Origin of the sequence: Paenibacillus tabacirhizosphaerae (genome assembly GCF_040812395.1) — a bacterium.
Classification (GTDB): Bacteria; Bacillota; Bacilli; order Paenibacillales; family NBRC-103111; genus Paenibacillus_E.
The window spans coordinates 63,131-76,824 of the sequence record NZ_JBFNXH010000020.1; the positions used below are offsets into that span (position 1 = coordinate 63,131).

Sequence of the window (13,694 nt, forward strand, 5' to 3'; positions counted from 1 at the left end):
TAGTGAAACTGGTGAAACAAGAGAGGGAAGATCTTTATATACAAAATAAAAGCTCATGCATAAGTTATAAACTGTAGTGAATGAAATTAAGTGTAACTGGGTAAATAAGAGTTAGAAACAAAATAAATTTTACCATACTTTCCCCTAAACTCCCCCCGCTTTTTTATAGTCAAGATGTAGCCAAAAGCTTTAAAGTACACTAATTTCACCTAAAATCAACTAACATCACTTAACAAGGTTATTGCCCCGCAACCCGCATGAAATAAGGCGCCGCGGCACTGATGAACATATCTTAAAACCAACTTAAGAGGTCAGAACAGGGGTTCGACTCCCCTCACCTCCATCTTGAAACCCGCTCCTGGAGCGGGTTTTTCTGTAAAATCAGTCATAATTTTGCCGCTTAGGCAAGCATATGCATGATTGGAGGTCCGGCAAGAAAATGCATGATTGATTAAAGAAAAAGATTGCCACAATGGTAACTTAGATAGTGCTGGTGTAATAAATCAAACAGCAGCCCTTTGTAATGTCGCGGGTCAAGCTTTTTGCAACTCATCCCCCTTTATGCTTAAAGACCTCAAATCAAGAGCGAAGCAGCAGCTTAAGGCAGACTTTTTGCATACTTAGATGGTTTCTCCCCTAATGTTCAGGAAATACTTGAAAAGTTTAAATTTAGAAACCAAATTGACACAATGATCGAAGCAGATATTTTTGGGGCAATTATAGAGAAGTTTGTAAGCCCGACAGTCAACTTAAGCTCTGAGCCTGTTCTGGATGATAACGGAGATGTAAAGCTCCCTGCACTTGATAATTACTCAATGGGAGTAATATTTGAGGAGCTTATACGTAAATTCAACGAAGAAAACAACGAAGAAGCAGGAGAACACTTTACTCCTCGTGATGTCGTTGAGCTTATGGCTGATATCGCTTTTTTACCCATTGCTGACAAGATTACGGATGGTTCATATCTCGTTTATGATGCTGCTTGCGGTACTGGCGGAATGCTCACTATTGCAGAAGAAAGATTGCAGCAACTAGCGGCAGATCATAACAAAGAGATCTCCACTAATTTATTTGGGCAGGAGATAAACCCCGAAACGTACGCCATTACAAAAGCGGATATGTTGCTCAAAGGCGAAGGCTTGCAAGCAGAGAATGTTGCATACGGGTCCACTCTTTCTAACGATGGATTTCCTACGACCAATTTTGATTTTATGTTATCAAATCCTCCACACGGAAAAGGTTGGAATACAGATTAAGAACGCTTAGGTGGCAAAGGTGATATCACAGACACGCGCTTTGTGGTAACTCATAATGGCGAAGCCGATTTTAAAATGATTCCCCGCTCAAGTGATAGGTAATTGCTGTTTTTAGCTAATAAAATTAGTAAAATGAAACATAACACTGAGCTTGGTAGTCGGATTGTAGAAGTGCATAACGGCTCTTCCTTATTCACCGGTGATGCAGGTCAGGGTGAAAGTAATCTCCGCAGGTATATCACTGAAAATGATTGGCTTAAAGCCATTATTGCACTGCCTGAAAATATGTTCTATAACACCGGGATTGCAACTTATATTTGGATAGTAACAAATAGAAAAGCACCACACCGTCGCGGGATGGTACAACTCATTGATGCAATAAGCTTAAAGAGCCCTTTGAGAAAAAACTTAGGCAATAAAACTGTGAATTTACTCCTCGAATAAGAAAAGAAATTGCAGATATGCTTCTTGCTTTTGAGCAAACTGAGCAGTCAATGATATTTGATAATAAACAGTTTGGGTACTGGAAAATCACTGTTGAAAGACCATTACGCTTAAGTGTGGACCTACCAAAGAAACGCCTTGAAGAGTTTGCTAAGATTTGTATAGAACAAAATGATAGTAATGTCATGGATGTTATTAGTCAATTGGCAGAAAAAATGGAATTCAGGAGAGTAAATAATTTCAACGAGTTTTTGGTAGAATTAAACATAGTTGCAGATAAATTAAGTGTAAAACTACCAGTGAAAAGATTAAACCTTATTAAAAATAACTTAGCTATAGTAGATGAAAATGCAGAAAAAGTAATCAAGAAAATATTCAAGACGGGTAAAGTTGAAGCGAATGCTTTATACGGGTTATTCAGTATTGTAATTGACGGAAAAGCATGCGTTGTAGAATATGAATCAGATGCGAATGTAAGAGATACAGAGCAAATACCTCTGTTACATGTAGGAGGCATCGAACAGTTTTTCGAGGACGAAGTCTTATCTTTTGCCCCTGATGCCTGGGTTGATGAAAGCAAAACACAAATAGGCTATGAAATAAACTTTTCGAAATATTTTGATAAACCAGTACAACTACGAACGCTTGATGAAATAAAAGCAGAGATTTATGAACTTGAGATTGAAACTGAAGGATTATTAGAGCGGGCAATTGGGAGGAAAGAGCTATGCTAGAGTCACTTCCGCCTTATTCTGAGTATAGGGATTCTGACCAACCGTGTTTTGGACAAATACCAAAACATTGGAAAGTTCTTAGAAATGGTCAAATCTTCTCACAACGAAATCAGACAGGATTTCCTGATTTACCAATTTTAGAGGTATCTTTAAAAACAGGAATTTGTGTGAGGGATTTTGAAAATTCGAAGAGAAAGCAAGTTGTGAACAATCGTGAACAATACAAACGTGTTCGAAAGGGAGAAATAGCTACAAGCTGATGAGGATGTGGCAAGGAGCTGTTGGAGTTGCTCCTGTCGATGGCTTGGTTAGTCCAGCATATGTTGTTGCGAGTCCATTATCAGAAGTGGACAGTAGATATTATTCATACCTATTTCGAACTCATGCCTACATGAATGAAGTAAATAAATATTCACATGGAATTGTTGCAGACCGTAACAGGTTATACTGGGATGAGTTTAAACAAATACCGTCATTATTCCCGCCTAGTAATGAACAGAAGAAAATCGCTGATTTCTTAGATAACCATGGTAGAATGGTTACCCGACTCGCTCGGATTAAGAGGAGACAGATTAAGTTACTTAGAGAATTAAAACAAGCTATCATAAACAATGCGGTAACACGAGGAGTAAATTCTGAAGTAAAGCTAAAGTCTTCTAGTATTGATTGGCTTGGTGATATTCCTGAGCACTGGGAATGTAAAAAATTAAAGAGATGTGCAAATATCAATCCCTCAAAGCGTGATTTGTTTAGAGAGTTTTCGCCTGACGATAAGGTAGTATTTTTACCTATGGAAAAAATATCAGCCAATGTCGATGTTGACGATTCTGAAAAAAGACCCATTAAGGAAATAAAAGATGTCTTTACATATTTCGAGAGAAATGATGTGGTCGTAGCTAAAATTACACCTTGCTTCGAGAACGGTAAAGGAGCATGTTTGAACAATTTAGAATCAAAACTTGGTTTTGGAACAACTGAATTTATTGTGTTAAGAGCTCAAAAAAACATCATGTTACCTCAGTATTTGTACCTGATCACAAGAACAAGTTACTTTAGATTATTTGGAGCAGAAGTTATGACAGGTGCAGCTGGTCAAAAACGTGTACTAATTGATTTTATAGCAAATTTTATTATTGGAATTCCAAATACAACTGAACAACAAGCAATAATTGACCATATCACTCAAAAAACAGCGATAATCGATAAAAATATTGCTGGTATGGAAAAAGAAATCGATCTTATCTCCGAATATCGTATTCGCCTTATCTCTGATGTTGCAACAGGCAAAATCGATGTGAGACACATTACAGTTGCAGATTTTGAAGAAGAAGGTAAAGATATTGATGAGATTAACGAAGATGAGATGGATAATGAGGAAGTTGCAGATTTCGAGGAGTGTGAGGTGTAATACCAAGCAACACGAAAGAGAGCGGATTAGAAACCCTTATAGTAAATTATCTTGTGAACAACAATGGCTTTGAACAAGGGCAAAATAGCGACTATATCAAAGAATATGCAATTGATGAATCCAGACTATTTCGATTCTTGCACGATACCCAACCTGAAAAACTTGAGATTTTAGGCGTTTTCAACAGCGATATCAATAAGTCTAAACTTCTGAACCGCTTGCAAGGCGAAATTACAAAAAACGGCATCATTGATGTGCTTAGATCCGGTATAAAGGTGTATCCCGTTACATTAGATTTATTTTATCTCACACCATATGAGCAAAATCATAAAGCAAAAGAATTATACGATAAAAATATTTTCAGTGTCACGCGGCAGCTTATGTATGTAAGAGACAATTCTAAGCTTGCCCTTGACTTTGCTGTTTTAATTAATGGGCTCCCCATTATTACTTGCGATCTTAAAAACCGACTTACAAAGCAAAATGTTGAAGATGCGGTTTATCAATATAAAATGGATCGTGATCCGCGAGAACTTCTGTTTAACTTCGGTAGATGTATGGTACATTTTGCAGTTGATGATAATGAAATTAAAATGGGTACGAAGCTTGATAGTAAAAAGTCCTGGTTTTTACCTTTTAATAAGGGCTACAATGATGGTGCCGGCAACCCACCTAATCCCGACGGTATAAAAACGGACTATCTGTGGAAACAGATTTTTAAAAAAGATGAACTTTCAAACATCATTGGAAATTATGCGCAAATCGTTGAGGAGAAAGACGAAGAAACAAAGAAGATCAAGAAGACTCAAATATTCCCTCGATTTCATCAACTTGCGGGTGTTAAAGCTATTTTAGCTGACGTTAACACTATGGGGTGGGTCAAAAATATCTCATACAACACAGTGCAGGTAGCGGCAAGTCAAATTCCATTGCGTGGCTTGCTCATCAGCTCGTTTCCATAACTACGAACGGGAAAAATACCTTTGATTCGGTCATTGTCGTTACGGATCGAATTCTTGATAAGCAAATTAGAAATTCAATTAATAGCTTTATGCAAGTTGCGAATACGGTTGGTCATGCTGAAAGCTCTGGCGATCTTAAGAAGCTTCTCCAAGATGGTAAGAAGATTATTATTACAATTGTGCATAAGTTTCCATATATACTTGAGGATAGTGGGAGTGAACATCGAAAGAACAATTTTGCCATTATTATTGACGAAGAGAAGAATCATGAGAAAACTTACTAAAGCTGGTCTTATTACATCTACTCTTGGAACCAATGCAGCGATAAACCTGGCCAAAAAGGCAAATCAAATCACGCTATTGGATGTATATCGTGCAACTATCTATTGAAGATAATCAGGAAATTTTTATCATTCATCAGGATACAAACCCGACTTGTCCGGTAGGAAGTAAAATGCCGCATTTATTGGATGGAGTGTACACTAAAGTCCAAACGACTATGGAGAACGAATTGTCGGGGATTACGATTGAGTATCTGGTCAAGAGTGGAATAGCCGAAACGAAAGGTTTAGACATCAATGCGTGAACGAGGATTATAGTAAAGGTGAACTATAGCACAATAAGGAGGGAGTAGATTACGCGGCAACTGCTCCTTGTTTTTACATTCAAGTAACGGGCAGTTTTGCTCATAATTGTACCGTCATTTTTGTAATGGTATAATTGGAAAATTTATAAAACCAAGGAGTGCTCATTATGGAACAGACACTCAATCAATCCAGGTTGATTGATGGAGGGCCTTCCTTCAACAGGCAAATCAACGAATGCAGGAATATTATTCTCACAATTAGAGCGAAATGGCAAGAAAGCAAGATGGATTCACGAAGTAGCGTCATCCAACTTTAGTTATTTATCGAAGCAATTTATAAGATTATGTCCCCGCTTAATCCATCATTGATTTACTTATATATGACTGATGACATTAAAGTTATTATCTTGACATTATAGCTGGTGTCTGAAGGTATTTCATACAGCTACTTCTGGATATTCTTATGCTTCTTACATGGTTCGTATTAGCTCAAAGCTCCAATTGCAATACTTTACACTACAATAACGGTATTAAGTCAAATTTTAATACTAGTTCGTTCAATCTGAGATTCTAATACATCGTATAAAGCAAGTTTATAGTTTATTTTATCCAAGTTAAAATATAGATCCTTTATGCTTTTCTCAATTTCTTTTTTATGAATGAGCATCATCAATTTTCGTTCTGAAATCGTCGAGTCCCCTTCTTTGTATAAGTAAACATACTTCTGAATTTGAGCAATGGGCATTCCTGTTGCTCGAAGCGCAGTAACGAAGTGTATCCAGCTTAAATCTTCTTGGTCATATAACCGCTTCCCATTTTCATTTCTCTTAACATGTGGGAGCAGCCCTTCCTTTTCGTAATATCGAAGTGTGGGAGCTGCTATTCCTGTCATTTCAGTAACTTTTTTTATGGTCAACATAAACAAACCTCCATCATTTTTCTTTAGAGTGAACTTTAATGAAATTCTTCGTTTTTTCCAAGTGCCTTATCCAAATTTTACATTTTAAATGATGGGAAAATATGATTGTTAAAAGAATTTTCTTCATTTAATTGTACACTTTTTATAAATAAACAAAAGCCTTGACTTAAAGTGAACTTTATAAACTATGCTAACAGTGTATTCGAAAATTGATTTCAGAGAGGATGAACTACTGTTGAAAACGGGAACTTTAGAACATGAAGTTACAATGAACAATATCTCAATCGTCACTGGCGGCAGCCGCGGACTTGGTCGCAATACTGCCATCAGTATTGCGCGTCATGGCGGCGATGTCATCCTGACCTATCGTAGCCAATCAGAAGAAGCAAAATCTGTCGTTGCTGAGATCGAAGCTCTGGGGCGTAAAGCGGTCGCTCTACAACTCGATGTTGGAAACATTGCCAGCTTTGCGGCCTTTGCTGAGACGCTCCGTTCGACCCTGCAGTCTACTTGGGGTAGCCCCACTTTCAATCATCTGGTGAACAATGCCGGCCACGGAGAAATGATCGGCTTTACCGAAACTACAGAAGCTCAGTTCGACGGCCTATTCAATGTGCACGTCAAGGGCGTGTTTTTCTTGACTCAGGCCCTTCTGCCGCTTCTTGCAGATGGTGGTCGTATTGTGAACTTCTCATCGGGCCTCACTCGTGTCTCTTATCCCGGCTTCTCCGCCTACTCAGCGGCAAAGGGTGCGATCGAGATTCTAACCATCTATATGGCCAAAGAACTGGGTCACCGCGGTATCACCGCTAATACCATTGCGCCTGGTGCAATCGAAACCGATTTTCTAGGCGGTGCTGTACGCGACACGCCGGCTTACAATGAAGCATTTGCCGCGATGGTTGCCCTTGGTCGTGTCGGCGTACCCGACGACATTGGTCCTGCAGTCGCCAGCCTACTCGGTCCCGACAATCGCTGGGTTAATGCGCAGAGAATCGAGGTCTCGGGTGGTCAGAATATCTGATCGCTAGTAATATTGACTGGAAGTCACCTTCCTTCTAGTTGTCAGAGACCGCTGCGTGGAAATGAGGCGGCCTCCTTTAATATGCCTATGGAAAAGGAAAATACAATGCCATTGATTATTGTTCACGCGCCTGAAGCGGCGTTCGATGTGAAGGCACGGCGATCAATTGTCGGAGAACTCACAGATTTTGCGCTTGAATGCGAAGCCTTGCCAAAGTCTCCCTTCGTCAAAAGTACGGTTTGGACCTATTTTAATCTTTACGATCAGGATACCGCTTTTATGGGAGATGAAGAAGCGACAACGAATGTTGTCAGCGTGCAGATTTTCGTCATTGAGGGCGGTTTAGACAGCGATGCCAAAATGAGGCTGGTCGAAGGGGCTACCACAATTTTCGGACGGCAGCTCGGCACTTCTTATCTCATTCCAGTCTATATCATCATTCACGAAGTCCACGAGGAAAATTGGGGGATCTTTGGCCGGAAGGCAGATTTAGCAGCTTTCCGAGCATCATCAATTGACGCAACTGCTCTGTAGCTAGCCGAAAAATGACTGCCCTTAGTAATGAAGAGGAAATAGAGTTCGGGACTGCGAAGATCGCACCTTGGCTTTTGGCAGACAAGTTGCGAAAACATGGAGCAGTCTATAGCAGACGGACGAACTGGAGTACATTTATCGTCGAGGAAAGGAACCTTCTTATCGGGCAAAAATCAGGCTTCCATGTCCTTGCTAGCAAACGCGGTTGTCGCCGTGCTTACCTCACAAAATTTGATGGGCTAAGCCTCCACGCACAGGTAACTGGCAGAGCTTTTATCTAATACCATAGGGACACGTGGGTTTAAGGGACGTGGAGACCAACAAAAGACCGTTAAAGCCATTCCAAAGGCAATAAACGGTCTTTTTGTTTCTGTTCTTTTAAGCCATATTACTTTTTCAGTGACTTCGAAAATATGACTAATCCCTTCTCTGTCATGTTAAAGGCAAAAATATGCTTGATTTTTTGGTGGAAATATATCTGATGTTACACAGTAACATTGTTAGTGGTCATTTAAGTTATAGTTAATATTTTTTCGGATGGTTGTGATTGCTCTTGCTTCGAATATATAAATCTTCGGACGCTATGTATGAGGATTTACTCTCCGTTATTTTTTTCAATGCCACCGTAAATCTTAAGGGGGCACATTGCTATTTGTGGGGTTAATTTTAATAGAAGTAGACTTAGACGGAGGAATAGAACCGTGATTCCGTGGTCAAAACGAAGCTTATGGTGAATTGTGGATTTACCAAGCCACTTCGCCTCCACCATGTAAATCACAACCGCATGAGATTGTGGGTTTTTGTAATTCCTCGACTCGTAAATTCAGAGTTGCGCTAACCATCAACGCAGGTTTACTTTTCAGTGAACAGATCTGCTTCCTCTAATGTAGCTTTATCACATGCCAAGCATGGGAAGGTTCTTTCGGGTATGGTAAGTGAGAGACGATGAAATGCACTGTTTTAATTCATCTACTGGTATTTCATCGTTCTCGGCGAATACAATTGCCCGATTGCCTTCATAGTTGAATATATCGGCAAAAAGTTCCCTGAAGGTTTCGACTAGTCTTGTGTTGCAGTTAAAATACATGGCATACAGATGCGGGCTTGATTTTTTCCAGTCAATTCTTATTGTGCTTCCACTTGTTGAGACGTAACTAGGTTCACTCCATTTCAGTGTCTCTTCCAGGGGATATATGCCTTCTATCTCTGAGGCCGTTTCCAGAATCAATTGCCGAAGAAATAACAGCTTCTTCTGAATGTGTTTCGGATACTGGTCGAACACAGCTGCTACCCTTACGTTTTCAATCGTACTTATAACGATCATTCCCTTCCTTGTTTCTGCATCCTAAGCAGGAGGGCACGAAAGTCCCCTAAATCCAAGCGTTTGTCTTGGATAGGAGGCCTTTCGCTGCAAGCTGGAAAGGGCTCACAACCTGTTCTTTTACAGGGACGGTGCAATTGACTATTGGCGTATAGCGATATATATCTCCGCTTGCCCGTCGTTCGGATCTACATTCGGGCTATACCATTCAAAATCGCCTGTGAACGCCCGGTCATTGCCGGACTGTTTCGACCAATGCCAAATATCGGTCCAAGCCCGCTGTACCACCTCAATAATGGGTCCCCGCTCGGTGACGAATACGGCATATTTCGCCGAAGGGACGGTAAACGTTGAAATGGACGCGAGATCTTGAACCTGCACTAATTCCCGTACATGTACCCCGACCATCACTTCATATTGTCCGTCAGCGCCTTGTTCATAATTGAAGTAACAGCTATAATGGCCATGCTGCTGGAGATGAGGGGCGAGAAGCTCGCTGATGTTAAGGGCGTGAAAATGTTCAAACAGCTGACCAATTTTTCCTTTGCCGCTTAATTCGGCTGCATTAGTCGTGACGGTGCTAATTCCGGCCAGGGTGAAAGAGGGAAGTTCCTCGATACGGGCTGGTTCAATTAGTTTGTGGTTTGCCCCTTCTGCGGGTAGCGAGCTGTCGGATGGAGGCGCACTGTTGTGTCCCATCGGGATGAATTCGTCTTGTCTCATCACTAATCATTCTCCTTTTAGTGGAATGTGTTTAGTGTAAACCATGTAACATGACAACTATCTGTCATGTTGCATGATCCTTTCTATATATTTTGGCAACTTGTTCTGCACGACAAGCAATGATCTCGCGCAAATGTGGAGGATGGAGCACTTCTGCATGGTGGCCCAAGCTGAGAATGAATCGATACAACCATTCATCTTCCGGGTACGCCTTCCTCACTTGCCAACTCCCGTCATCCAGGGGCGAAAGCTCCTCGATGCCAAACCATTCTTCTGCCAAATGACGAGCATCAGCACGAAAGCGCAATACGAATTCTGTTACCTGAGAGGGATCGCATGAGCGCTGACCTGTGACATGCTCGTGTAGGGGAAGCTCTCTTCGAATGAATCTCCTCTCGGGGGAGACCTCTAGTTCCTTCATTCGCTTTAGCTTGAACAGCCGGAACTGTTCTTTCGCTTGGCAATAGGCATTTAAATACCATTGCTTTCCTTTTAGGAGGAGCATATGCGGTTCTACAATCCGATGGGATACCACTCCTTCGGCATTGGAATAGATGAATCCCGCTATTCGACAGTTGTCTATCGCTTCTTTCAATAGTTGTAGTTTAGGTCGCAGTCTCTCGTTACCGTCCCAGGGCGAATAGTCGATCATTACGCGGCTGGCCAGATGCCGGAATTCCTCGGAGTATGCGGGCGGGATAACGCTATTGATTTTCTCCATGAGCTGTTGATGCTGCTCGTTGCCATATGAGGTGGAGATGCTGCGCAGGGCGGTGACGATGATAGCAAGCTCGTCGTTGGTCATCACATTGCGGTCCAAGCGGTAACCTTCCGCCAGCCCGATGCCTCCGTTCGCTCCCTGATAGGTGATGATGGGGATGCCGGCCCCATTAATCGCTTCAATATCCCGGTATATCGTCCGTAGGGACACCTCGAACCGCTCCGCGAGCTCCTTGGCCTGCATCCTACGACGGTTCAGCAGCAAAATAATGATGGATAAGAGCCTGTCCAGTTTCATAGAATGTCCCCTCATTACGCTTCCGAATTCAAAATAATAGCAAGAAGAAACCGCTCCTTGTTTAGATGTTTAGAATGCAGGTACTGCGCAAACATCAACGAAGGAGAGGTTTCTTTTGTATACAGAATATACCATGCCTTAAGTCTGGGCACAATGTACAAATTGAAACCCAAATTCAGCTTATTCTCGGTTACCGCTCATGAATCATTGTGCTCGCACAAGGCTGTGTGGTGATGGCTTCCCCATAGCCGCGGCTCCTTAATCTGATGAGGCCAGTATTTTTTGGCACCTGGGTCTATTCGTTGATCGGCATTTCAATTCTTGCGCCGTTTGCGGCGATTTCTCGAATTGAAGAGATTGTAGCTTCATCCAGTTTCGCATCCACGGCAGGCAAAGCTTTAAGGATATGCTCCGGATTGCGGACTCCGACGAGCGCGCTCGTCAGGGCTGGATTTGCAAGTACATAAGCAATGGCAAGTTGCGCGACGGTAACGTTGTGCTGAGTCGCCAATGCTTTCAATTGCTCGACAATGGAGATGTTTTGGGTAAAGTCTTCTCCGGTATGAGAGGAGGATTTGGAGCGCCAGTCTTGTTCGCCAAAACGGGTATCGGCTGTGTAATTCCCGGAGAGCAGGCCTGATGCAAGCGGACTATACGCCACAACACGTGTGACAGCAGTGACAGCTTCTACTGACTCAGTTGATTTCTTACACCCTATCAGGCCAACTGATTCTTGTTTCCCTAGAGTCTTTCGTCACATGGACGGGCAAGAGTTCGATAGAGGTTTTTGTGAAAGTGGTCAGAGAAGATTTAAGAAGTGGTGAGAGGAAAATCGCTGCGACATCTTTTCTTACTTTCGTTGCTTTGGATGAAGAAAATAAGACGATACTTGTACCTCGTATACTGCCAGAGACGGAAGAAGAAAAAAAGTTACATGAAACTGCCGAGCATAGAACTGAAATGAGGAAACACCGCAGAGAGGAAAGCAAGAAGTTCGCTGACTATTTGCTAACGAAGTATCCATGGGAATGATTCAGCTTAGGGATTCCATCCTGCGATGTAATCTGCAGTCCGGATGGCTAGCGCAATCGTCGAAAGCGTTGGACTGGCTCCGCCCGTACTAGGAAGCACACTATTGTCGGCAACAAATAATCCGGGCATGTTATGAATTTGCCCGAATGGATTCGTTGCCGAGGTGTAGGGATCGAAGCCCATCCGGCACGTTCCCGATTCATGGTTGTCTGCGCCGGGAGGCAGCAGGCATACGCCGGGAGGCTGAATGACGCTCCCCCAGGCAGAGGCCACACGCAGCAGCGTTTGCGACATTTGCTCCATAACGGCCCAATCCCTGTCACTATAGGCGAAATCCACCTTGATTACCGGAACGCCGTATTCATCTCTCTTATATGGATCAAGTGCTACATGGTTGGCATAACGAGGTTCTACTCTCCCAAAAGCGTTCAAATCCAGTTTCTTTTCATCAGGTAAACCTGAAGGATAAACCTGGACTTGATAGGGGTGACCCTCCGTCTGGGGAATAATTAGGGCGTAAGGGAATACTGCGAAACTGATTCCTCGCGCGAACCCGTCCGGCCTCATCTGCACGATGACCCGCAAATAAGAATGGTTCCACAAATAGTGGCCAATGTTAGGGCCCGGAATTGCCGAATGCAGAAGCAGTCTCGGGGTTTGCAAAGTGCCGGCTGCCAGAATAATATTTTTAGCCTTCAACCTATAAACACGCTTGTCTTGCCGCATCACTTCAACGCCGCATGCTCTGCCGCTGCAGGTGAGAATCCGGGTGGCCCTCGCTTGTACGGCCAGATCATAGGGATGCAAGTTCAAGCCTTCGCTTAAAAAGTGGATAGAACTGAAATAAACGTTGGAATTAATGGTGCCATTATAATTAAGCGGCTCAAAATCAAGTGCCCTTGGCGCATATTTCGCTTGCGGAAAGCCATGAACTTGCAGCCGGTTCAACAGCTCTTCCCACATAGGGTATTTAAAAGAAAAGTAGTCTCGGACGTTCATAAATCGCTCAGCAATCCCATAGTAATAATTCAGTTCGTTCATCGGTACAGGCCAATCGGCCAGCACGCCTGCATAGGGCCGGGGGGTGATAGCGGTCCAGAACAGCGTTCTCCCACCCAGCGCAATCACTTGCGTTGCGCCTGAAAAGTCAGGAGCGCTGCCTTCAACTGGCTGCTTGATGGCTCGCAAATAGCTTGAAAAGCGGAATTCATCGGAAAGTGTGCTGATATTGCGGGCATGTGTGCTCAACAAAGTATCGCCGGCTTCAATTACACCAATCCGTTTATCGGCCCCCCATCGCTGGCACAGGCGCCATAAAGCCGCGCCGCCTCCCGCACCTGAACCTACGATGAGAACGTCATATTCTCGTTGCTCCATCTCGTCAAGCGATGCCAACGGTATCCAGTTCAATTGAACCGGTTTCTCTACTTCCGGACATTTAGTGATGAATGGACTGGCATTCATATTCTCCTCAATCCTTCCAGTGTAACAATCCTCTGTTCTGAGATATATATTCCACAGTGCCGGCTGCTATGAATCCATTTCTCCAGATTCCCAACAGGCAGACGGCGCAGAATAAAATAGGAGAATACCCTGCTAGAAGAACGGGTCGTTGTTGCGGCCGCAGCGAATTGTGGATTTGCACAGCCACGGTTCACCTCCATACAGCAAAGAGGCTGTCTCAAAAGTAACAATTATAGATGTGTGGGACGGATCTCATCGTTAAAAAGAGC

17 protein-coding genes and 1 pseudogene are annotated in these 13,694 nt (G+C 42.8%); 12 read left to right on the forward strand and 6 right to left on the reverse strand.

Translation table 11 applies throughout. The features are described from left to right. Positions 1–689 precede the first annotated feature (689 nt). The 9 genes from ABRS97_RS24500 (at position 690) to ABRS97_RS24540 (ending at position 5,390) form a co-directional block, all read left to right on the forward strand. Positions 690–1,256, forward strand: a complete 567-nt coding sequence (locus ABRS97_RS24500) for an HsdM family class I SAM-dependent methyltransferase (RefSeq protein ID WP_367818362.1) — start codon at positions 690–692, stop codon at positions 1,254–1,256. Positions 1,257–1,358: 102 nt separating this feature from the next. Next, positions 1,359–1,700, forward strand: coding sequence for an HsdM family class I SAM-dependent methyltransferase (locus tag ABRS97_RS24505; RefSeq protein ID WP_367818363.1), 342 nt, complete (start codon positions 1,359–1,361; stop codon positions 1,698–1,700). A gap of 17 nt (positions 1,701–1,717) precedes the next feature. Then, positions 1,718–2,434, forward strand: a complete 717-nt coding sequence (locus ABRS97_RS24510) for a hypothetical protein (protein WP_367818365.1) — start codon at positions 1,718–1,720, stop codon at positions 2,432–2,434. Continuing rightward, positions 2,428–2,694 carry a hypothetical protein gene (locus tag ABRS97_RS24515; RefSeq protein WP_367818366.1) on the forward strand — a complete coding sequence of 89 codons (267 nt, stop codon included), beginning with the start codon at positions 2,428–2,430 and terminating at the stop codon, positions 2,692–2,694. Before ABRS97_RS24510 ends, ABRS97_RS24515 begins: the two co-directional genes overlap by 7 nt. Before the next feature lie 5 nt (positions 2,695–2,699). Continuing rightward, positions 2,700–3,842 (forward strand): restriction endonuclease subunit S, encoded by a 1,143-nt coding sequence (locus ABRS97_RS24520; protein WP_367818367.1) that lies wholly within the window; start codon positions 2,700–2,702, stop codon positions 3,840–3,842. Next, positions 3,842–4,804, forward strand: coding sequence for a type I restriction endonuclease (locus tag ABRS97_RS24525; protein WP_367818390.1), 963 nt, complete (start codon positions 3,842–3,844; stop codon positions 4,802–4,804). The genes ABRS97_RS24520 and ABRS97_RS24525 overlap by 1 nt, the downstream gene beginning before the upstream one ends. Then, a complete protein-coding gene (locus ABRS97_RS24530) occupies positions 4,717–5,088 on the forward strand; it encodes a DEAD/DEAH box helicase family protein (RefSeq protein WP_367818368.1) in 372 nt (123 codons plus the stop codon). The genes ABRS97_RS24525 and ABRS97_RS24530 overlap by 88 nt, the downstream gene beginning before the upstream one ends. Beyond that, positions 5,072–5,194, forward strand: a complete 123-nt coding sequence (locus ABRS97_RS24535; RefSeq protein ID WP_367818370.1) for an Rrf2 family transcriptional regulator — start codon at positions 5,072–5,074, stop codon at positions 5,192–5,194. The genes ABRS97_RS24530 and ABRS97_RS24535 overlap by 17 nt, the downstream gene beginning before the upstream one ends. Continuing rightward, complete coding sequence (locus ABRS97_RS24540; protein ID WP_367818371.1) at positions 5,178–5,390, forward strand: hypothetical protein; 213 nt, start codon at positions 5,178–5,180, stop codon at positions 5,388–5,390. The genes ABRS97_RS24535 and ABRS97_RS24540 overlap by 17 nt, the downstream gene beginning before the upstream one ends. A gap of 535 nt (positions 5,391–5,925) precedes the next feature. Here the strand turns inward: ABRS97_RS24540 and ABRS97_RS24545 are convergent. After that, positions 5,926–6,309, reverse strand: coding sequence for a MerR family transcriptional regulator (locus ABRS97_RS24545; protein ID WP_367818373.1), 384 nt, complete (start codon positions 6,307–6,309; stop codon positions 5,926–5,928). A 268-nt stretch (positions 6,310–6,577) separates the two neighbouring features. Between ABRS97_RS24545 and ABRS97_RS24550 the strand changes: the two genes are divergently transcribed. Together ABRS97_RS24550 and ABRS97_RS24555 are read left to right on the forward strand one after the other, a co-directional pair. Beyond that, positions 6,578–7,333 carry an SDR family NAD(P)-dependent oxidoreductase gene (locus ABRS97_RS24550; RefSeq protein ID WP_367818392.1) on the forward strand — a complete coding sequence of 252 codons (756 nt, stop codon included), beginning with the start codon at positions 6,578–6,580 and terminating at the stop codon, positions 7,331–7,333. Positions 7,334–7,414: 81 nt separating this feature from the next. Then, on the forward strand, positions 7,415–7,867 hold the full coding sequence (locus ABRS97_RS24555) for a tautomerase family protein (protein WP_367818374.1): 453 nt from the start codon (positions 7,415–7,417) through the stop codon (positions 7,865–7,867). Positions 7,868–8,762: 895 nt separating this feature from the next. Here the strand turns inward: ABRS97_RS24555 and ABRS97_RS24560 are convergent. From ABRS97_RS24560 to ABRS97_RS24575, 4 genes are all read right to left on the reverse strand, one after another. Continuing rightward, complete coding sequence (locus ABRS97_RS24560) at positions 8,763–9,191, reverse strand: DUF1801 domain-containing protein (protein ID WP_367818375.1); 429 nt, start codon at positions 9,189–9,191, stop codon at positions 8,763–8,765. A gap of 138 nt (positions 9,192–9,329) precedes the next feature. After that, on the reverse strand, positions 9,330–9,911 hold the full coding sequence (locus ABRS97_RS24565; protein ID WP_367818377.1) for a GyrI-like domain-containing protein: 582 nt from the start codon (positions 9,909–9,911) through the stop codon (positions 9,330–9,332). Positions 9,912–9,975: 64 nt separating this feature from the next. Beyond that, positions 9,976–10,929, reverse strand: a complete 954-nt coding sequence (locus ABRS97_RS24570; protein ID WP_367818379.1) for a helix-turn-helix transcriptional regulator — start codon at positions 10,927–10,929, stop codon at positions 9,976–9,978. A gap of 295 nt (positions 10,930–11,224) precedes the next feature. After that, positions 11,225–11,590, reverse strand: coding sequence for an aldo/keto reductase (locus ABRS97_RS24575; RefSeq protein WP_367818381.1), 366 nt, complete (start codon positions 11,588–11,590; stop codon positions 11,225–11,227). A 4-nt stretch (positions 11,591–11,594) separates the two neighbouring features. Between ABRS97_RS24575 and ABRS97_RS24580 the strand changes: the two are divergent. After that, positions 11,595–11,961, forward strand: a pseudogene (locus ABRS97_RS24580) (acyl-CoA thioesterase); the annotation flags it as partial. 6 nt (positions 11,962–11,967) lie between these two features. Here ABRS97_RS24580 and ABRS97_RS24585 read toward each other — a convergent pair. Beyond that, positions 11,968–13,425 (reverse strand): GMC oxidoreductase, encoded by a 1,458-nt coding sequence (locus ABRS97_RS24585; protein WP_367818382.1) that lies wholly within the window; start codon positions 13,423–13,425, stop codon positions 11,968–11,970. Between the last annotated feature and the right edge of the window lie 269 nt (positions 13,426–13,694).

Coding starts and splice junctions, on each gene's coding strand:
- ABRS97_RS24500 (WP_367818362.1), top strand. CDS start 690: ATGATCGAAGCAGATATTTTTGGGGCAATTATAGAGAAGTTTGTAAGC.
- ABRS97_RS24510 (WP_367818365.1), top strand. CDS start 1,718: ATGCTTCTTGCTTTTGAGCAAACTGAGCAGTCAATGATATTTGATAAT.
- ABRS97_RS24515 (WP_367818366.1), top strand. CDS start 2,428: ATGCTAGAGTCACTTCCGCCTTATTCTGAGTATAGGGATTCTGACCAA.
- ABRS97_RS24520 (WP_367818367.1), top strand. CDS start 2,700: ATGTGGCAAGGAGCTGTTGGAGTTGCTCCTGTCGATGGCTTGGTTAGT.
- ABRS97_RS24535 (WP_367818370.1), top strand. CDS start 5,072: ATGAGAAAACTTACTAAAGCTGGTCTTATTACATCTACTCTTGGAACC.
- ABRS97_RS24545 (WP_367818373.1), bottom strand. CDS start 6,309: ATGTTGACCATAAAAAAAGTTACTGAAATGACAGGAATAGCAGCTCCC.
- ABRS97_RS24550 (WP_367818392.1), top strand. CDS start 6,578: ATGAACAATATCTCAATCGTCACTGGCGGCAGCCGCGGACTTGGTCGC.
- ABRS97_RS24555 (WP_367818374.1), top strand. CDS start 7,415: ATGCCTATGGAAAAGGAAAATACAATGCCATTGATTATTGTTCACGCG.
- ABRS97_RS24560 (WP_367818375.1), bottom strand. CDS start 9,191: ATGATCGTTATAAGTACGATTGAAAACGTAAGGGTAGCAGCTGTGTTC.
- ABRS97_RS24565 (WP_367818377.1), bottom strand. CDS start 9,911: ATGAGACAAGACGAATTCATCCCGATGGGACACAACAGTGCGCCTCCA.
- ABRS97_RS24570 (WP_367818379.1), bottom strand. CDS start 10,929: ATGAAACTGGACAGGCTCTTATCCATCATTATTTTGCTGCTGAACCGT.
- ABRS97_RS24585 (WP_367818382.1), bottom strand. CDS start 13,425: ATGAATGCCAGTCCATTCATCACTAAATGTCCGGAAGTAGAGAAACCG.